The organism is Robertmurraya mangrovi, from assembly GCF_034427655.1.
In the GTDB taxonomy this organism is placed as follows: domain Bacteria; phylum Bacillota; class Bacilli; order Bacillales; family Cytobacillaceae; genus Robertmurraya_A; species Robertmurraya_A mangrovi.
In genome coordinates, this window is sequence record NZ_JAXOFX010000019.1 from 35145 (window position 1) to 53424 (window position 18280).

At 37.4% G+C, this 18280-nt stretch carries 22 protein-coding genes; 1 reads left to right on the forward strand and 21 read right to left on the reverse strand.

Features of this window, described 5'->3' with window-relative positions; translation table 11 throughout:
* Positions 1-7 precede the first annotated feature (7 nt).
* The 19 genes from tatC to SM124_RS20245 form a co-directional block, all read right to left on the reverse strand.
* On the reverse strand, positions 8-745 hold the full coding sequence (gene tatC / locus SM124_RS20155; RefSeq protein WP_322448339.1) for a twin-arginine translocase subunit TatC: 738 nt from the start codon (positions 743-745) through the stop codon (positions 8-10).
* A 71-nt stretch (positions 746-816) separates the two neighbouring features.
* Positions 817-999, reverse strand: a complete 183-nt coding sequence (locus SM124_RS20160; protein WP_322448340.1) for a twin-arginine translocase TatA/TatE family subunit — start codon at positions 997-999, stop codon at positions 817-819.
* 9 nt (positions 1000-1008) lie between these two features.
* Positions 1009-2661 carry a PhoX family protein gene (locus SM124_RS20165; protein WP_322448341.1) on the reverse strand — a complete coding sequence of 551 codons (1653 nt, stop codon included), beginning with the start codon at positions 2659-2661 and terminating at the stop codon, positions 1009-1011.
* A 300-nt stretch (positions 2662-2961) separates the two neighbouring features.
* Positions 2962-3120, reverse strand: coding sequence for a DUF1540 domain-containing protein (locus tag SM124_RS20170; protein ID WP_322448342.1), 159 nt, complete (start codon positions 3118-3120; stop codon positions 2962-2964).
* A gap of 129 nt (positions 3121-3249) precedes the next feature.
* Entirely contained in the window at positions 3250-3693 is a 444-nt protein-coding gene (locus SM124_RS20175) for a threonine/serine exporter family protein (protein ID WP_322448343.1), read from the reverse strand.
* 29 nt (positions 3694-3722) lie between these two features.
* Positions 3723-4484, reverse strand: coding sequence for a threonine/serine exporter family protein (locus SM124_RS20180; RefSeq protein ID WP_322448344.1), 762 nt, complete (start codon positions 4482-4484; stop codon positions 3723-3725).
* A gap of 191 nt (positions 4485-4675) precedes the next feature.
* Positions 4676-6505, reverse strand: coding sequence for a M6 family metalloprotease domain-containing protein (locus SM124_RS20185; protein ID WP_407691431.1), 1830 nt, complete (start codon positions 6503-6505; stop codon positions 4676-4678).
* 394 nt (positions 6506-6899) lie between these two features.
* Complete coding sequence (locus SM124_RS20190) at positions 6900-7628, reverse strand: CoA-transferase subunit beta (RefSeq protein ID WP_322448346.1); 729 nt, start codon at positions 7626-7628, stop codon at positions 6900-6902.
* The gene (locus tag SM124_RS20195; protein ID WP_322448347.1) at positions 7625-8458 is read right to left on the reverse strand and encodes a CoA transferase subunit A; all 834 of its coding nucleotides are present in this window, start codon (positions 8456-8458) and stop codon (positions 7625-7627) included. The genes SM124_RS20190 and SM124_RS20195 overlap by 4 nt, the downstream gene beginning before the upstream one ends.
* 29 nt (positions 8459-8487) lie before the next feature.
* The gene (locus tag SM124_RS20200; protein ID WP_322448348.1) at positions 8488-9819 is read right to left on the reverse strand and encodes a CoA-disulfide reductase; all 1332 of its coding nucleotides are present in this window, start codon (positions 9817-9819) and stop codon (positions 8488-8490) included.
* 48 nt (positions 9820-9867) lie between these two features.
* Positions 9868-10128: a EutN/CcmL family microcompartment protein gene (locus SM124_RS20205; protein WP_322448349.1), complete on the reverse strand. Its 261-nt coding sequence runs from the start codon at positions 10126-10128 to the stop codon at positions 9868-9870.
* A 15-nt stretch (positions 10129-10143) separates the two neighbouring features.
* Complete coding sequence (gene pduL, locus SM124_RS20210) at positions 10144-10761, reverse strand: phosphate propanoyltransferase (protein ID WP_407691432.1); 618 nt, start codon at positions 10759-10761, stop codon at positions 10144-10146.
* Between the two features lie 83 nt (positions 10762-10844).
* Positions 10845-11120, reverse strand: a complete 276-nt coding sequence (locus tag SM124_RS20215) for a BMC domain-containing protein (RefSeq protein ID WP_322448350.1) — start codon at positions 11118-11120, stop codon at positions 10845-10847.
* A 40-nt stretch (positions 11121-11160) separates the two neighbouring features.
* The gene (locus SM124_RS20220; protein WP_322448351.1) at positions 11161-11433 is read right to left on the reverse strand and encodes a BMC domain-containing protein; all 273 of its coding nucleotides are present in this window, start codon (positions 11431-11433) and stop codon (positions 11161-11163) included.
* Positions 11426-11782, reverse strand: a complete 357-nt coding sequence (locus SM124_RS20225) for a BMC domain-containing protein (protein WP_322448352.1) — start codon at positions 11780-11782, stop codon at positions 11426-11428. Before SM124_RS20225 ends, SM124_RS20220 begins: the two co-directional genes overlap by 8 nt.
* Positions 11782-12069 (reverse strand): BMC domain-containing protein, encoded by a 288-nt coding sequence (locus SM124_RS20230; protein WP_322448353.1) that lies wholly within the window; start codon positions 12067-12069, stop codon positions 11782-11784. Before SM124_RS20230 ends, SM124_RS20225 begins: the two co-directional genes overlap by 1 nt.
* A complete protein-coding gene (locus SM124_RS20235; RefSeq protein ID WP_322448354.1) occupies positions 12070-12390 on the reverse strand; it encodes a BMC domain-containing protein in 321 nt (106 codons plus the stop codon).
* 9 nt (positions 12391-12399) lie between these two features.
* Entirely contained in the window at positions 12400-13938 is a 1539-nt protein-coding gene (locus SM124_RS20240) for an aldehyde dehydrogenase family protein (RefSeq protein ID WP_322448355.1), read from the reverse strand.
* A gap of 33 nt (positions 13939-13971) precedes the next feature.
* Positions 13972-14796: a class II aldolase/adducin family protein gene (locus tag SM124_RS20245; protein WP_322448356.1), complete on the reverse strand. Its 825-nt coding sequence runs from the start codon at positions 14794-14796 to the stop codon at positions 13972-13974.
* Positions 14797-15153: 357 nt separating this feature from the next.
* Here SM124_RS20245 and SM124_RS20250 point away from each other — a divergent pair, with 357 nt between their 5' ends.
* Complete coding sequence (locus SM124_RS20250) at positions 15154-15915, forward strand: DeoR/GlpR family DNA-binding transcription regulator (protein WP_322448357.1); 762 nt, start codon at positions 15154-15156, stop codon at positions 15913-15915.
* 67 nt (positions 15916-15982) lie between these two features.
* On the opposite strand, the gene mtnA is transcribed toward SM124_RS20250, so the two are convergent.
* Together mtnA and mtnK are read right to left on the reverse strand one after the other, a co-directional pair.
* Positions 15983-17047, reverse strand: a complete 1065-nt coding sequence (gene mtnA, locus SM124_RS20255) for an S-methyl-5-thioribose-1-phosphate isomerase (protein ID WP_322448358.1) — start codon at positions 17045-17047, stop codon at positions 15983-15985.
* Between the two features lie 13 nt (positions 17048-17060).
* The gene (gene mtnK, locus SM124_RS20260; protein ID WP_322448359.1) at positions 17061-18278 is read right to left on the reverse strand and encodes an S-methyl-5-thioribose kinase; all 1218 of its coding nucleotides are present in this window, start codon (positions 18276-18278) and stop codon (positions 17061-17063) included.
* Between the last annotated feature and the right edge of the window lie 2 nt (positions 18279-18280).

Here is an 18280-nt window from a genome sequence, read left to right on the forward strand (position 1 = left end):
GAGTTCATCACATTGAACTCTCCTGTGTAACGACCGTATTCTTCATTTTTCTGTTATAAACCATTTTGGATAAACTAATGCTCGCTTCATAAAGAAGTAGCAACGGTATCGTTACAAGGAAATCAGAAATAAAGTCTGGCGGTGTAATTAAAACAGCTGTGACAATAAGAGCAAAGTAAGCGTATTTCCTTGATTTTTGTAACATAACTGGATTAATAATGCCTATCGTTGTCAAAAACATAACAACAACTGGCAGCTCAAAAAGAAGTCCAAAGGGCAAAGTTAGATGAATTAAGAAGGTAAAATACTTTTCCGTTGTAAAAAATGTAGTGAACATATCACCAGATAGAGTGATTAGGAACTTAAGCACTAGTGGAAAAAGAATAAAATATCCAAATGAAATACCAGTTATAAATAGTAAAAATAACGCCGGTATGTAGGATAGTGTTAGTTTTCTTTCTTTTTTTGACAAAGCTGGTTTTACAAATAACCAAAGCTGATGAGCAGCAACTGGAATGGTTGCCGCAATTCCAACTACAGAGGCAAGCATAAAATACACCCACAAAATATCACTTGGGCCAAGGACAGCTAATTTAAAATCTAAACCTTTCACTAAAAAGTGATAAATATCTTTTACAAAAACAAATGAAACCATTAAAAACAGTAAGAAAGTAATCGCCGTAATCATTAACCTTTTTCGTAACTCTTCAAAATGGGCAATCACATGTATATCTTTATCTTCCATCTCAAAACCCCTCATATGAAAAGGAAGACATAAGAATGTCCTTATATCTTCCTAGATTATTTTCTTCAGTTTTAAGCTTCCTTCTTCTTTTTCTCATCTGTCTCGTCAGAAACTAATTCCCGAGTAGACTTTTTAAATTCTTTCAAAGTGGTTCCGAATGCTCTACCGACTTCTGGTAATTTTGATGGACCAAATATGATAAGAGCTAGTACCAATACTAAAATTAATCCTGGGATTCCGATATTTGATAGCATAACTGCCTCCTATTTTTTGAATCCTGTGATGGCTACCACTCCTGGTCTTGGCATCGTATCGCCTTTACGATGAGGCCATTTACTAGTTAGATTATTTAAGTTCTCTGTTTCCTCACCTGGATGTTGTACTGCTAAGAATAAGGTTGTTTCATCTGGAGTGAAGCTTGGTCCAGTTAATTCTGCTTCAATAGGAGCAGATGCGAATTGGTACGCTTCTCCAGCGTCTTTACCCATTGTTGGAATAACGAACATTCCGTTATTTGCGAAATGAGTATAGATACCTTGGTTTAATTTACTAGAAGACATATCTGTAACCGTCCAAAGGTTCCCATAGCTATCGAACGTTAAGTTATCAGGTGCACTGAAGCCGCTCTGCTTTCCACCAGCAGCGAAAATTTCAAAGTCAAATGTTAATGAACCTAAATCACTTTTAGCCTCGATGAAACGAGTAATATGACCGTGGAAGTTCCCGTGACTATCATTATTTGTATGAGCAATAAATACCGTTTTATCGAATGGAGAAATTTCTACATCTTCCGGACGGTCTGTCGGCGTACCACCTACTAATAGTGCAGCTTCATGACAGAATACTACTACATCCGCTTGAGTTTGGAACTTCTCTAATGCAGCATTATTTTTCTTATCTGTAGCCGCTTTACGAACCGTTTCAACCGTTAGTGGCACCCATGTACCTTTCCCCATGTTCGCTACATAAAGAGTCCCCTCTTCTAAAAGGTCACTATTTGCTTTCCCTCGAGAAGCTACATACTTGTTCTTACTAATAAATTTGTATACACAAGCATCCTTCTTATCATCACCCATGTAAACAACAACGCGGCCATCATTCGTTAAGCCCATTGCTGCATTTTCATGGTTAAAGCGTCCTAATGCTGTATGCTTACGAACTTTAAAGTTTGGATCGAACGGGTCTACTTCAATAATCCAACCATAGTGAGTGTCGTTTAACCCAGCATCTTTAGCGGTATATTCAAAGTTTTCTTCTGCAGATAAAACCGTATTCCAAAGAGTCTTCCCACCAGAACAGTTTGCAAATGTACCTTGTACATCGGTTGCGCTGTTAACTGTTTTTGAGCCTCTTGCTGGTCCTGTTAATGAGAATGGAGTTAGCCCCGTAACACGACGAGCGTATTTTGAGCTTGTATCCAGTTTCCATGTACCTTCTTTTCCATCTCTATATACTTCAATGATAGATCCACCTTGGTTATATAACATTTTTTCAATTTGAGCTGGTGTGTATTTACCGTCAGCTCCACGGGCACCATGTACGAATAATTCACTTGAATACTCATGGTTTACCCAAAGTAATCCTCTTGTATTTGAATTGTTAATAGGGAAATATAAAGTAAAGTCATTGTTAAAACCAAATGTATCTCCCTTAGCATTAATAACATCACCGTAAGCAGCTACTACATCATACTTGTAGCCTTGTGGCAGAACTACATCGTCCTTACTAGTAGGAGCGATTGGCTTAAAATTTAGACCTGATACTTTTTTATTAAATCCAAAAAGCTCATTAGCTGCCTCTTTTCCTTTTGCTTCAACTTTTGGAGTTAAAGCGCCTAGTCCAGTTGAAGCCACAGTTAAAGCAGTAACACCTGTTCCAACATAAGTTAAAAATTTACGACGGTTTAATTCAGTCATGATTTTTACACCTCTTTTTAGTTTTGGAATTCAAGTTATTTACGTTATGTATAGTAGTTTCATTCACAATTACTAGGTTAATAGATTAATATTAAGCTTGTACTAAGCTTGTTTTAACTTTTAGTAAAATAAAGTAAATTTTATTAAAATTTGTAAAACCAATGTTAATAAAAAATAACCACCTCCAGCAATGAAAGTGGCAAAAATTAATATTTATCTGAATAACAATGATTATTATTATCAATACTATAAATAGGAAATAAAGAAGACAGCCCCGTTTAGGCTGCCTTCCGTATCATATTAAAGTCCTTGTGGTTCGAAAGTTTTGCAGTCAGTTTCGCGGCTATTGTCTGCCTTGTTCCCTCTATGACTAACTACGAAGATTTCATCTGCACCGCATTTTTCTCCGCCTTCATTGTGTACACAGTTACTTACTTCACATAATACGTCTAATGCCATCGTTTAACACCTCCCTAACTTTTATTGTGGGCATCTTTCGTTTGTTTAATTCAGGTTGTTATTGAATAAAACTTTTCCAAACATATAGAAAAAAACTTGCCTTTGTTGGGCAAGTTATAAGAGAAATATTTAATTCTTGGGTGATAATTTTGCGTTTCTAATTATTTGATTAATTACTTCTGAAACAACTAACCCCATCGCAATAGAACCAGAAATCATGAGGGCTTTCGCAGCTAAATTAATTGCCGTATTATAATCATTCTCAACAAAGTTTCTCATAGCGTCGTAAGCTAATCCACCCGGTACGAGTGGTATCACCCCTGCTACACTAAAAATAATAATAGGTGTTTTATACACTTTAGCAAAGATTTGACTGGTGACAGCCACAATGACAGCTGCCACTAATGTAGCCAGAATAGGATCGTAGCTTTGAATCGTCATAATAATATAGATAATCCAGCCTAACATTCCTACCAATCCACACTTAATTAGCGAGGATTTCGGAGCATTGAATATAATTCCAAAGGCCGCAGAAGCAATAAAACTCGTAATGAGTTGTTCAACAATCATCATAGTTAAAAACCAACCTTACTTGTATAAATTTATAGAAATGATACAACAACCGCTATTCCAGAGCCGATTGCAAACGCAGTTAAGAAGGCTTCAGCACCTTTGGATAGGCCCGAGACAAGATGACCGGCCATTAAATCCCTTACAGCGTTCGTTAGCAATAGTCCAGGGACAAGTGGCATGACAGCACCAATAATAATTTTATCGAGTTCCTGACCGATTCCTGTTTTCACAAAAATAAACGATAGTAGTCCAATAATTAAAGAAGCTAAAAACTCAGAAAAAAATTTAATTGGAACAAGTCGATGGATATAGATAACGCTCCATAGACCTGCCCCTCCAGCAATAAAAGCAGGTAGGAAATCCACCCAATCGCCTTGAAACATGATCAAAAAACATCCGCTAGCCAAAGCGGCCGCTAACACTTGTATCTTAATAGAAAATGTTAGATTGGCTGTTTCAAGTTCCTTTAGTAAATGGTAGGCTTTCTCTAAAGTGAGTTCCCCACTGCTTATTTTACGTGAAATACTATTAACTCTAGTCACTTTATACAAATCGGTTGTCCTGTCTGTGATACGAATCAACTTTGTCTTAGTCGGCTCTGATCCTTCTATGGAAAAAATAATACCTGTTGGTGTTACATAACTATGTGATTCTTTTACACCGAAGGATTCGGCGATTCTCATCATTGTATCTTCTACACGATAAGTTTCCGCTCCACTTCGAAGCATAATACTCCCAGCGAGCAAACAAACCTCCATGATGTCATATGTAAGCAGTTTATTATTATTCATTTACCTCTCCTAAAGAACATTAATACTAAAAAGTTTTTTTTACAGTTTATCTATTATAGATTGTTTTATCAAGGCTCATTTTTATATAACGTACTGATTTCTTTCTACTAAAACTATTCTTAGTGGGATAATAAAATGCATCTAAAATAATAAACCCGGTTCCACAGGGGAGCCGGGTTACATGTAAGATTTTATTTAGCTGCTGTTTTGCTGTAATAGAATTTAGCAGTGATTGAACCATCTGCATTTTCTACAATATCTGTAACATGGATTCCGGAGTCTGCTGGAGTCTTAGTCATACCTTTCCAGAAGTAATAAGAACCTGTATGAACATTAGAAGAATTTGGAGTTAACTTGCTTCCAGTTTTAAAGAAGTCTCCTGCATCTCCACGGTTTAAGTTCTTTTCTAATTCATATTTTCCATCTGCTTGCAGTACAGATAAACCATAGTGTGTTACGACTGTCCCATCACTAGCTGTCTCTGATTGATTATTTTGGAATCGTTTATTCATCCAGTTCTCAACATTATTTGGACGGAATCCAGCTGTTTGATAAAGGTTAATAATGTTTTCATCTACATGCCAAGCAAGTAACCCATGTGCATCACTGCCCTGACGGTTAAAGCCTTGGTTAAATCCATCTTGTTGTACATTTTCAAATAAGAAATACTCTGTACCATTTGATCCCGGTACTTCCATCTTTACAATTCCATTATTAGCGTCTGCTTTGTTGATTGGAGGAAGAGTAATCTCCGTAATACCTTGACCTGGAGTAACTTCAATTGGATCTACCCATCCTAAGAAGATTTTTGAAAATGGATCAAAATGTGCTGGCGAGTTTCCTGAATATGCACCGTTATCTGGATAACGTAACCAAGATCCACCGGCCATCATTGAATAATTCCCTACCCCTTCAGAGGAGTAAACAGTATCATAAAAATCAGGTAATCCTAGTGCATGGCCAAATTCGTGCGCATATACACCGACTTGAGCCGGGTATGGACCTGTTTTAGCTGCATCCTCGTAAGCACCTGTCGCAGCATTAAATCCAGATACGTTCCCACCAATTGCTGGTTGGATATTGTAATTATCTAATACTACACCATCATATGTCATCTCTTCTTTAACCGTTTTTTTAATCCATTCACTTTGAGTCATTCCTGCTACTTCATCTGCTGGTTTACCAGTTTCATAGTATTTACCATAGTAAAGTGCACTTAATAAACTCCATTTGTGTGACCAAATCTGAGCAGGGTCTCTACTCCATTCAGCTCCCGTACCCTCGTGGACAACGAAGATATTTGGCACTTCACCATTTTCATCCGCGTAAGTAGAGAAATCGATTTGCTCATCTGCTGCTTTTAGTAGGTCTCTTACAAATTCACCTGTACGTGCATCACCGTTAACATTTCCATATACAAATTTTTCCGACTGCTCTAGGTAGTAAGAGGCACCTTGAGGAAGCTCCACCCAAACAAATTCGGTATTTTCATTACGAACGAGATTTGTTTTTCCGTAACTAGATTCCTTGTATGCGTTTTGCATCGTTCGGTCTGTTGGAGCTTTCACACCTTCTAACTCACCATATTGCTTAAAATAATCTAATTCATAAGGATTATATTCAGTACCGAAAATTAAATCGTCATAGTATTTTGCTGGAACTTGCCCTTTTAAATCACCAACTGGCTCGTCCCCGTCTTTGTATTTAGCTAAGATAACTAATACTGGAATGTCGCCTGTTGCTTTCTTGTAAGCTACATGATTATCTCCAGGTTTTTGAAACTTCTTGCCATTTTGCTTAGCAATTTTCTCTGCTGGATCTACCTTTGATAAATCAATTCCCAATTCCTTTGCTTTATCAGCAAGTTCAGGTGCCACCCCCACATAATGGGCAGAACTTAAATCGTATGTATGCTTGTCTTTTTCAGGTGATGAATGAGAGTCGACTCCACTAAACGCCACACTTCCTAGTAAAGCTAACGATAGAGCGGAACTAGATAATACCTTTAACAAGTGTATCACTCCTAGTAGTTTGATAGTTTCTTATAACATATCAGAATTATCAGTATTTTCTCAATATGACAAAAGGCTTGTAGAAAAGCTGAGTGAGTCTTGTTTTATAGGTATGAAATATTTATTGTATTTCTATTGGACTAGTAAAGGATACATATGTCTAATGCTATTTTGATGATTTTTATGGAGAAAGATTTGTATAGTGGGCTTCTCATCTAATGTGTCATTCTTTTATAAAAAAGGACATTCACATGACTAATTACCTCTTTCGATAAATTCTTTAGGCAATTGGCATTAAAACAAAACCTTTCATATTACCTAAAGAAAAATTTCGGGAATAGAAAAGGTTTAGGGAATCCACAAAAAAAAAGAAAGAAACCTGAACCTTTTTATCAGGTTTCTCTTATAAAAACTCTATTGAACGGCAATCATACGGATCAATTCTCTTTAACATATTTAACTCTTTTTGAGTTGGAAGTTCTGTAAATTTTAATTCATCATACAATAACTCAAATCCTGTGTTAGCTTTTACTTCTTCTAATGAAGAAGTCGGATGAATACGATCTAAATGCAGCTTTCCGTTTTTAAACTCAAAAATACAAAGCGGTGTAACAATCTTCCAAAGGTTCCCCCTCGTTGTAATGAAGTCCACTTTTTCAACAAAGGTTCTTATATCATGTTTGGTTCTCCAGATGATGGCTTTTTTTGCTGTGGGAATTAATACAGCACTTCCAGCTCCACCAGGTAAACGGACTTTTGGTTTATGATAATCTCCAATAACAGAAGCATTTACGTTTCCGTTCATATCAAATTGAATTCCGCCTAGAAAGGCTACATCTAGTTTTCCTCTCATCGATAGATCGAAAATTTGCTCTAACGGGAAATAGGCTTCACCACTAGCAACTAAATCAGAGCCTGCAGAGGAATATCCTGCTTGCTTAATAGACGTTGGATTCACCCCACCAGGAATGTTTAGATGAACTAGATTAGGTGCATGCATATTCCTCGCAAGATTCATGGCAACCATAGGCATGTGTGAAGAAACACCATGAAAAACTGTTTCCTCATCAGCAAGTAGATTAGAGATGGCACATGTCATAATATCGCTTACTCTATAAGGTGATTGGTTCATATGCGCATCATCCTTTCTCCTGCGTAATCTAGTTTTTCATAACCTTTTAGGTAACTTTGAATTTCTTCTTTTGTTTTCATTGATATAAAAGAAGTTAGTGATTTGTCATCAATATCATACTTTTTATAAACTGAGCAGGGACTAGCCCCACGTGGTACATGAACAATATGATTGACTAGGAATCCTGGTATATCTATGTTTTCCTCATGCAGTTTCATTTTCGTTTCTGACACGATCTGTTCAGTTGTGATGATAACCTTCTTAGCTGCTCGGCTGATAAGGATATCTTCAAACTTTGGACCATAGATTTTTGCATTACCCTTTGCGTCACATTCTTGTACATGGATAACAGCAACATCTGGTGTTAACGTTTTTACGAGTGTAACGGGCTCTCCTCCAAACGGGTCCTCAACCACAACAAAGTAATCGTTCTTTAGAAGCAAGTCCCCCGCATTTAGCCCTTTTACTGGCATAAATGGTACGTTCATGGTCGCCCCTCTTAAAGCACAAATCACAGTGTAACAGGCATGTTCATTCCCTATGATTTGGCCACTTTCAACCCCTTTTCGATAGTGGGTTGCTAGACCATATTTTGTTTCATAGCTTACAAAACCAGCATCTACCGATTCAACACAACCCATGGCACATAGTAGGTCAATATCTTGTGCACCGGCTGTCTTCACGATTTTTAAGTTTTTCTTTTCTTGCCTTGCCATTTCTCTGACGAAAGCCATCGGTGCCCTGTGTAAAACATTTCCGCCGAACGAAATCATGCTTCCATTAGTAATATGAGAAACAGCCTCTTTTAAGCTTATCGTCTTTTTCAACATTAGCACCACCGTTTCTTAAACCGGTAATTTTATTTTACTGCGTTCGCTGCGATATGAACCGCATCCCACACTCCAGCAAACGGAGGGGCATAACATAAATCTAACATTCCTAGTTCATCTGCTGTCATATTGTTATGAATCGCCACAGCAAAAACGTCTATTCTTAAAACAGCACCCTTTTGTCCAATGGATTGAGCTCCTAGTATTCTTCTAGAGCGCTTTTCACAGATTAGTTTAATCCAGATTGGCGTTTGGTTAGGATAGTATCCTGGATGATCGGCACTTTTTACAAAAACAGTTGTGTAATCAATCGCCAAGTTCTTAGCCTCTTCTTCAGACAAGCCTGTTCTACCCATCTCAAGATTGCAAACCTTAATGGCAGCACTTCCTAGAGTACCTATATACTTCTGGTGACTTCCTGCTATATTCGCACCGGCAATTCTTCCACATTTGTTCGCATTTGTACCCAACGGAATGAATGTGTTTTCTTCCATTACCTTGTGGTAGACTTGAGCACAATCTCCAGCAGAATAAATATCTTGAATATTTGTCCTCATCTCTCGGTCAATAATTACCGCTCCATTTGAAGCTAAATGGATTCCTGAACCGTCTAAAAAAGAAGTTGCTGGCTTTACTCCAATAGATAATAGAACTAAATCGGCTTTGTATGTTCCTTGATCGGTTTTAACTGCTTCTACTTTCTCTTGACCTAAAAAGGTTTCTACTTTTTCACCAAGGTTTAATTTTGTACCATGATTTAACAGTTCTTTTTCTGCTAAGTCCGTTACTTCTTTATCGAACGTCTTTAAAATACGATCGGATAATTCTACTACTCTAACGTTTTTTCCTAAGTGTAACATCGCTTCGGCTACTTCAATTCCAATATAACCTCCACCTACAATGACTACATCTTTAATGTCCGGTCGAGATGCAACCTCTTGAAGGCGAATACCATCTTCTAATGTTTTAAGGCCATGAATATTGGATAGCTGTATACCTGGAAATGGCGGAATGATAGGAGATGTTCCTGTTGAAATCATTAGTTTATCGTATTGATCAATAAACAACTTGTTATTTTTTAAATCTTTCACAAGAACTTGCTTTTTATCTGGTACGACTTTTACCACTTCATGATGAAGGAAGGTCTGTATTCCCATGTTTGTAAATTGTTCCTGCGTTCTCGCAATCATTTTTGTATAGTCATTATTTTCACCAGAAACGTAATAAGGAAGACCACAAGCCCCGTATGATAAAAAACCACCTTTTTCATACACAACGACTTCTGCATCTTTGTTAACCCTTTTAAGTTTAGAGGCAGCAGACATTCCTGCTGCCACCCCGCCAATTACTAATAGTTTCATAGTTTGCTCTCCTATGATTTATTCTTTTAACCCATTAAAATGACGAGCTTACTCTTTAATGTTTGGTTCACTATCAATGATTCCTACAACAACAGCATCTATTGGGGCATTTCTTTTTAATGCGAATTGTGCGGGTGACCCTTGTGATACTAAAACAAGTTCCCCAATTCCTGCTCCAATTTCATCTGCTGCAACGATGTAGTCTTTATTGCTACCATAGGTAGGCTGGATTACTAAAAATTTATAGCCTTGTAGTCCCTCATACTTTCTTGTGGATACTACATTGCTTATAACCTTACCTATAATCATGTTTAGGAACCTCCATTATTCCAAAATTAATTTTAATTGTTCTGTTCCGTTTAAGCCAAAAGCGTTGGCGTCATCTGTGTCGATGTGCATATCTAAGGCGTAATTAGGTCTAACTCGAATGGTTACTTTCCCCATTACTCCGGCTTTTTCACCTTCTACAAGGACTGACACTTTTTGCTTATCAACTACACCAAAGCTTCTTGCATCTTCTGGAGTCATATGAATATGACGGTCGGCAATAATACATCCTTCTTGTAACTCAACAACACCCTCAGGTCCAATAAGAGTGATTGGAGCAGACCCTGCTACATTACCTGATTCTCTTACCGGTGGATTTACCCCTAACTTTCTCGCATCTGTTCGGGCTACTTCAACTTGAGTTTTTGGTCGGATAGGTGCAAGAACTCGAACATTCTCTATCGTTCCTTTTGGACCCTGTAACGTTACTTTCTCATTGCAGGCAAACTGCCCTGGTTGAGAGATGTCTTTAAACTTTGTTAGTTGATGTCCTTGACCAAAAAGGATATCAATATGTTCCTGGCTAAGGTGGATATGCCTAGCAGAAATGCTTACAGGAACATGGCTTTTTCGTTCGTTCGATTGAATTAGATTATGTTTTTGAAGCTCTAGAATGACTGATTTTGTAATCTCCTCTAGAAGTTCATTTCGATTGAAATCCTTCAGACTACTCACCACTTTGCTATAAAGTTATATCCTTATTTTAAAAATGGTAATAGTTTTTCAACATCTGAATGTGGTCTTGGGATAACATGTACCGCTACTAGTTCTCCCACTCTTTGAGCCGCTTCTGCTCCTACCTCAGTTGCTGCTTTTACTGCACCAACTTCTCCTCTAACGATAACAGAAACTAAACCAGATCCGATTTTTTCGCTACCTATGATTTCTACGTTCGCTGCCTTTAACATTGCGTCTGCTGCTTCAATTGCTGCTGTTAATCCTCTAGTTTCGATTACTCCGATTGATCCACTCATTTTATTTCCTCCTCGTTTTCTATCAATTTATAAAAATGTTTTACAGGTTTGGAATTAATTTTTTCACATCGCCATGTGGTCTTGGAATGACATGTACGGCTACTAGTTCTCCTACTCTTTGTGCTGCCTCTGAACCAACTTCAGTTGCCGCTTTAACTGCCCCAACATCACCTTTAATGATGACAGATACTAGTCCTGAACCGATTTTTTCACTACCTACGATTTCTACGTTTGCTGCTTTTAGCATTGCGTCTGCCGCTTCAATTGCTGCAGTTAATCCTCTAGTTTCAATAATTCCTAATGATTCATTCATTGTTTTTCCTCCTAGTATTTCGTCTTGTTTTTGGTTTTGTCGTTACTTCCTCTTCCTTAACAGAAGATGGAATTATATATCGTAATATCTCAGGATGTGGCTTAGAGATAACAATCGCCATTTTTAATGGATTAGTCTCTTTCTGCTGACACACTTGCTTAACCGTTTCAACGGCAGCTGCCACATCAGAAATACTTCCACCTACTAAAAGCGAAACTAATCTTCCACCTAAATAATTTTCGCTCGTGATGAATTCTACGTTTGACGACTTACACATTACGTCTAATAGTTCAATGGCAATGGTATAGTATTGGGCTTCAATAACTCCTATAGCTTCATACTGTTTCATTATGAATCACCTTTTTTCTCTGGAGAAATGAGGACCTCTAACCCTTCATAAGGTCTAGGAATAACCGAAAGTCCTGCGACCTCTCCTAAACGGCTAGCTGCCTCGGCTCCAATTTCAATGGCTACTTGAACGGAAGCAAGATCTCCTCTTATCATGACAGCAATTAAACCTGATCCTGTTCTTTTAATTTCATGCACTTCAACAAAAGCAGACTTAACCATTGCATCAATACAAGAAGATGCGGTTGCCATTCCAATAACTTCAATAATGCCTAGTGATTGATTCATCTACTTCACCTTTACTTTCCCAAGCGGAAGCAGTTTCTGTAGTTCCTCGGATGCTGAAGGAATAAAATGAGTTAAAATATCCTTTTCGTCGATATATTTACTTGCTTCCTCTTTTGCTACTTCAAGTGCGATTTTCACATCTGAAATACTTCCGGTAAATTTCACTTGAATCACAACTGGAATAGGTGCTGAGTCTCCTAAGGTTGGATTGTTACAGTCCATTCCTTCTATATGAATATCAGCATTCTTACACGCTTTATCCATAGCAGCAAGTGCGACACTATATCCTTGAACTTCTAATAGTCCTAACGCTTTTGACATCGTTCCCACCTACCCTATTATTCGAAATCCGCCTTCTGCAAGAACACATCTTCTTTGTCTAGTAAACGTTCGAGCTGATGTAATTCCTTCTCCAGTAGGACCTGCTATTGTCATCGTTGCATGTCCTTCTCCTCCAAAGCCTACACCTGCAAGAGAAGAAGCATTTTTTACAAAAATCGTCGTTTCTATTGCTCTAGCAAACTTCGTTAAATGATCGACATTTTTAGAATGCATAATGGCCGTATGTCTGTTTCCATGTTCTGCTTTTACCGCCAAATCAATTGCGTCGTCCAAATTTTTCACTCTAACAATTGGTAAAACAGGCATCATCTGTTCTAATTGAACGAACGGATGGTCAAAGTCTACTTCACAAATTAATAGTTTTACATTTGAAGGGGCTTGAACCCCTAATTTTTCTAAAAATAAACCTGCATGTTTTCCGACCCAATGTTTTGACACATGATATTCACGTTTGTTATCAAGGCTACACCCTTGCGCCACTTGCTTCTCATTCTCTTCCAAAGCAAAGCTCATCACTTGCTGTAGTTGATGTTGATCAAGCATGTATGCACCGTTATTTAGCATGTTAAAGATTAAATCGTCTGCAACAGAGTCTAATACAAATACTTCTTTTTCTGCGATACAAAGTAGATTATTATCAAAAGAAGCACCATTAATAATAGATTTAGCCGCATTCTCCATGTCTGCTGTGTCATCGACGATTACTGGAGGATTCCCTGCCCCTGCACCAATTGCTTTTTTACCAGATTGTAATAGGGCCTTAACTAAACCAGGTCCACCCGTTCCAACTAACATTCTGACTTTAGGGCTTTCCACTAGCACGTTCATCGTGTCTAATGTAGGATTTTTAACCATCGTTACTAGATTTGCTGGTCCACCTGATTCTTTAATGGCTTTATTGATTAACTGAACAGCAAAAGCACAAACATTTTTACTAGAAGGATGGACGTTAAACACTACAGCATTTCCAGCTGCTAGCATTCCTATTGCATTATTAACAACCGTTTCCGTTGGGTTCGTTACAGGTGTTACAGCCCCAATTAACCCGAACGGTGCTTGCTCTACAATCGTTAATCCATCATCCCCTGAAAAAGCAGCTGTTCTTAAATCTTCTATTCCAGGAGTTTTTGCTGCTGCAAGTTCATGTTTCGCAATTTTATCTTCATAACGTCCTAGCTTTGTTTCTTCTAATACCATTCTAGCTAACGTTTCTTTTTCCGATAAAATAACGTTACGAATAGCTGAAATGATTCTTTCACGGTCCTTCACTTGAAAGCTAGAAACATACTCTTTTTGTGCTAGAAAACTAGCTTCAATCGCATCTTCCATTCTCTCAAACACACCTAGTTCTCCTACTGAACTAGAAGAATAGTGTACTCCTGCATTTGGAGTTTCATATGATACCGTTTTCATTTTTATGGGGGCAATCTCTTGTGCTTGTTGTGGAGATTGCTGCCCTATGACCGTTTCAATATTTTGCATAACAGATTGAATAATCGTTTGGATATCTTTTTCACTCAAGCTCATATTTAGGAGTACCCTCCTTTCTATTTTCAAAAATTATTTAAGATAATGTTTAAGGACATTCTCCGTCACTTTACGAACGATACTTTCAATTAGTTCGTCTTTATCACTGCTTATTGATTGTTCTTGTTTAACTGACATAGAATTCACTGGTTCAGGATTTGTTGGTCCACAATCACATGGCGGAACTCCACCTGTTGTGATTCCTAAATTTTGTCTGATATCTATTAAATCTGAAATTTGCGAGCAATTTAACTCATTCGCTTTATTAATAATATTGTTTGAGTACATTAGCATAAGTGCATAGTGCTCTAACGATTCCATTCGATAATAGGCTTCAATTAAATCTCTTCCCCAGGTAAGTGCTCCATGATTTGCAAGTAGAACGGCATTATAGTCTTTGCAATATGGTGCAATAGAGTCAGGAACTTCTTGAGTCCCAGGAGTTGCGTATGGAGCAACTGGTACGGTTCCTAAAAGAACGACTGCCTCTGGAGACACTGGCTTATCCAAGCTAATTCCAGCTATTGCAAACGATGTTGCTACAGGTGGATGAGCATGGACTACCGCATTAACTTCTGGATTCTCGTTATACACTCTTAGGTGCATTTTCACTTCAGACGATGGCTTCATCTTTCCAGAAATCACATTTCCTGAAAGGTCCATTTTGACCATCATATCGGGAGTCATAAAGCCCTTACTTACTCCTGTTGGTGTTGTCCAAATAGTACTCGGACCAACCTTAACGGAGATGTTTCCGTCATTTGCCGCAACAAAGTTTTTATTATAAATTCTTCTACCAATTTCACATATTAGGTTTTTCGCTTCATAATCTGAATAGTATTTTTTCTTGTTGATCATGTAAAACCACTCCCCATTACATGGTTTTTACGTTCTTTTTCGTTTGGCAGTAAGATTTCAATCTTACTTAGAGTTTGTAAAAAACCAGTATAAATACATCAATTTTCATAACTTAATTTTCTTATTTTTACTGTATTTTGTCAAACTTTATTTTGTTTTGTTTGGGTTTTTGTGTTGTTTGTTTTGGTTTTCGGTGAAAATATAAACACACTTTTCTCATTTATCATGGATAACGGTATGTACTTTCGCATTTCTTGTGGATAATTCTTTTGAATACCACAAAATGTATGGTATTATTTTTAGAGGGAAAATTGGTACTATTTATAAACTAAACACTTAACAATTCGGAGGAGCACCATGCTACCTATTGCTAGAAAAAATAAAATAAAAGAAATAATTATTGAGAAAAAGAGTGTGACAGTAGCAGAGCTTACTGAACTTTTTCAAGTAACTGAAGAAACAATTCGTAGAGACTTAAAACAACTTGAGGATGAAGGTATTCTTAACCGTACATACGGTGGAGCATATATCTCAGAAGGTGTTCAGAGCGATGTAGATGTGAAGCTTAGAGAGTTTATACATGTTGAGGGAAAAAAGAAGATTGCTTCTAAATGTCTCTCTTTTATAAAAAGCGGAGATTCTATCTTTTTGGATGCGTCAACAACTTCGTTAGTGATTGCTAGCATGTTAAAAGATCATAAACTTACCGTTGTAACTAATTCTATTAAAGTAGTAACTACTTTAATGGATAGTCCAAGCATTCGCATCGTTGTTATTGGCGGAACATTATCTAACTCTTCATTATCTAATTTAGGAAGAACAGCGGAAGATAACACAAGAAAGTACTTTTTTGATTCAGCATTTATTTCTTGTCGCTCAGTTAGTATGCAGCATGGAATTACAGATTCGAACGAACAACAAGCGGCCATTCGTCAAATTGCTGCTGAACATGCAAACAACGTATTTTTAGTTGCTGACTATACGAAATTTGATAAAACTTCATTTGCTAGCATTTGTGGCTTTGAAGATGTTAATGCGATTGTTGTGGATAACACCCTTTCTGATGAATGGCGTAAATTCCTTGAGGAGAAGAATATACAGTTGTTGGAATGCGAGTAATGTTTGTTACATAATAAAGCCAGAGTGGTTATTACCCCACTCTGGCTTTATCTATATTGCGAATAGATTATTTTTTAAACATTTTAGGCAGACTTTCTGAAAATGGTGCATAAGCAATTCCATTTTCCGTTACAATGCCCGTAATAAACTCGTGATCTGTAACGTCAAAAGCTGGATTATACGTTTGAACATCTTCTGGTGCCATTGGTTCACCATACCATTTAGAAGTAATTTCTTCCGATGGTCTTAGTTCGATATGGATGTCCTCTCCTGTTTGACACTCTAAATCAACTGTGGATAGAGGTGCGCAAACATAGAACGGAATGTTGTAGTGCTTCGCTAAAATCGCTACACCAGATGTACCAATTTTATTAGCTGTGTCACCATTTGCTGCTACACGGTCACAACCTACTAGTACTGCTTGAATTTTACCTTCCTTCATTACAATCGATGCCATGTTATCGCAGATTAATGTTACATCTACACCAGCTTGCTTTAATTCCCATGCCGTTAAGCGAGCCCCTTGAAGTAATGGTCTAGTCTCGTCAGCAAATACTTTAAAATCATATCCTTGTTCTTGGCCTAAATAGATTGGAGCTAAAGCCGTTCCATATCTAGCCGTGGCAATTGTTCCCGCATTACAGTGAGTGAGAATCCCCATTCCTGGTTTTAGTAACGTAAGAGCATGTTCACCAATTGATTTACATACCTGCTCATCTTCTTCTCTAATAAGTTCCGCTTCTTCTTTAAGAGCTAATTTTACTTCCGCAACCGACTTACCTTCTTCTTGCTTGAAGCGCTTGTCCATACGGTCCAATGCCCAGAACAAGTTAACAGCAGTTGGACGAGAAGATGCTAAGTATTCTTTCACTTTCAAGAAATCAGCGTACAACTCTTCATATGTGTCAGCTTCTGATTTTTTCGTACCTAGATAAACGCCATAAGCAGCAGCAATTCCGATTGCTGGTGCACCACGTACTCTTAAATGGTAGATGGCATCCCACACGTCTTTCATTTCTTTTAATTCTAAAAATACCTTTTGATTTGGTAATACTGTTTGGTCCAAAAGGATTAGCATGTCGTTGATATCATCAAGTCTTACCGACTGAATTACTTCTGTTATTTTTTCCATTACTACGCCTCCTCTAGAACATTTCTACACTTTCACGAATTACTTTAACGTAGTCTGACCCATCCTTAATGGTTTCCCTATTAAGAATAAACCTTTTACCTGCCGTTAAACAAATTTTTTCTGCATTTACTCTATATTCTTCGTGAGAGATAGACGTAATATCTTTTACATGAGCAATACCAATAATACGTCTGCATAGCTCTAAGCCTGTTACTGCTGCAGTGTCTTTTAAGATTCCGTCTAAGTAAAACTCTTTAAACCCTTTGTAACTAGCTACTTTTTCAGTTGCTTTTTCATCCCAAAGCATTAAGAATTTTTCCTTATAAAGGTCTACAATATCACGAATAGAGTCTTCAAGATAGTTCATATAATCTAGTTTTTCATTTTCAATCGTATACTTCGCACTCACGTAAGCAAAAGTTAAGTTAGCAAGAACATTTCCGATATCGTATCCTGCAGGACCAAAGAATGCGAACTCTGGATCAATGACTTTTGTTGAATCTTCTTTAATAAAAACAGAACCTGTGTGAAGATCCCCATGTAGTAGAGACTGCGCATTTGTCATAAATTCGAACTTCAGTTTAGCTGTCTCTAACTTTAACTGCTCGTCATTCCAAATATGCTCTTCAACAAAGCTTCTTGTTCCTTCTGTTACATCGTTACGAGGGCAATCAAAAAATGGCTCTGTGTAAACTAGATCCTCTGTAATTTCACAAAGTTCAGGGTTTGTAAAATTTTTAACTAGTTCTTTCTTTTCTTTATGTTCTAACACTATATCCGAGGTTAACAACAAAGTGTTAACCATGAACGTTGTAATATGCTCTGCAAAAAGCGGAAACTTTTTATGTTGCATTAATGCCGTTCTCATAATTTGATGATCAGATAAATCTTCCATTGTGCAGCAGTTCATAACCGGATCATATTTATACACTTTAGGAACAAATCCAGGCGCTAATTTATATTGAAGTTCAAGAATTTCACTCTCAATTCGATTACGGTCTGGAGATAATTTAAACTCATCTGAAATTCTGGCCACAGGACCCGCTTGTTTTACAATAATAGATTTCTTCGTTTTCTCATCTACTAATCTAAAAACATAGTTTAAATTTCCATCCCCAATTTCTTTACAAGTAAGCTCTGCATCAGCATCAAATACATCTAAAACTATTTTTGCATACTCAATAGCATCTTCTTCATTCATTGTAAAATAAGCTGAAGTAAAGTCTCTCATCT

Coding starts and splice junctions, on each gene's coding strand:
- tatC (WP_322448339.1), bottom strand. CDS start 745: ATGGAAGATAAAGATATACATGTGATTGCCCATTTTGAAGAGTTACGA.
- SM124_RS20170 (WP_322448342.1), bottom strand. CDS start 3,120: ATGGCATTAGACGTATTATGTGAAGTAAGTAACTGTGTACACAATGAA.
- SM124_RS20220 (WP_322448351.1), bottom strand. CDS start 11,433: ATGAATGAATCATTAGGAATTATTGAAACTAGAGGATTAACTGCAGCA.
- SM124_RS20180 (WP_322448344.1), bottom strand. CDS start 4,484: ATGAATAATAATAAACTGCTTACATATGACATCATGGAGGTTTGTTTG.
- SM124_RS20175 (WP_322448343.1), bottom strand. CDS start 3,693: ATGATGATTGTTGAACAACTCATTACGAGTTTTATTGCTTCTGCGGCC.
- SM124_RS20200 (WP_322448348.1), bottom strand. CDS start 9,819: ATGAAACTATTAGTAATTGGCGGGGTGGCAGCAGGAATGTCTGCTGCC.
- SM124_RS20205 (WP_322448349.1), bottom strand. CDS start 10,128: ATGATTATAGGTAAGGTTATAAGCAATGTAGTATCCACAAGAAAGTAT.
- SM124_RS20245 (WP_322448356.1), bottom strand. CDS start 14,796: ATGATCAACAAGAAAAAATACTATTCAGATTATGAAGCGAAAAACCTA.
- SM124_RS20225 (WP_322448352.1), bottom strand. CDS start 11,782: ATGAAACAGTATGAAGCTATAGGAGTTATTGAAGCCCAATACTATACC.
- SM124_RS20215 (WP_322448350.1), bottom strand. CDS start 11,120: ATGAGTGGATCAATCGGAGTAATCGAAACTAGAGGATTAACAGCAGCA.
- SM124_RS20195 (WP_322448347.1), bottom strand. CDS start 8,458: ATGTTGAAAAAGACGATAAGCTTAAAAGAGGCTGTTTCTCATATTACT.
- SM124_RS20235 (WP_322448354.1), bottom strand. CDS start 12,390: ATGTCAAAAGCGTTAGGACTATTAGAAGTTCAAGGATATAGTGTCGCA.
- SM124_RS20190 (WP_322448346.1), bottom strand. CDS start 7,628: ATGAACCAATCACCTTATAGAGTAAGCGATATTATGACATGTGCCATC.
- mtnK (WP_322448359.1), bottom strand. CDS start 18,278: ATGAGAGACTTTACTTCAGCTTATTTTACAATGAATGAAGAAGATGCT.
- SM124_RS20165 (WP_322448341.1), bottom strand. CDS start 2,661: ATGACTGAATTAAACCGTCGTAAATTTTTAACTTATGTTGGAACAGGT.
- SM124_RS20230 (WP_322448353.1), bottom strand. CDS start 12,069: ATGAATCAATCACTAGGCATTATTGAAGTTATTGGAATGGCAACCGCA.
- SM124_RS20250 (WP_322448357.1), top strand. CDS start 15,154: ATGCTACCTATTGCTAGAAAAAATAAAATAAAAGAAATAATTATTGAG.
- SM124_RS20160 (WP_322448340.1), bottom strand. CDS start 999: ATGCTATCAAATATCGGAATCCCAGGATTAATTTTAGTATTGGTACTA.
- SM124_RS20240 (WP_322448355.1), bottom strand. CDS start 13,938: ATGAGCTTGAGTGAAAAAGATATCCAAACGATTATTCAATCTGTTATG.
- mtnA (WP_322448358.1), bottom strand. CDS start 17,047: ATGGAAAAAATAACAGAAGTAATTCAGTCGGTAAGACTTGATGATATC.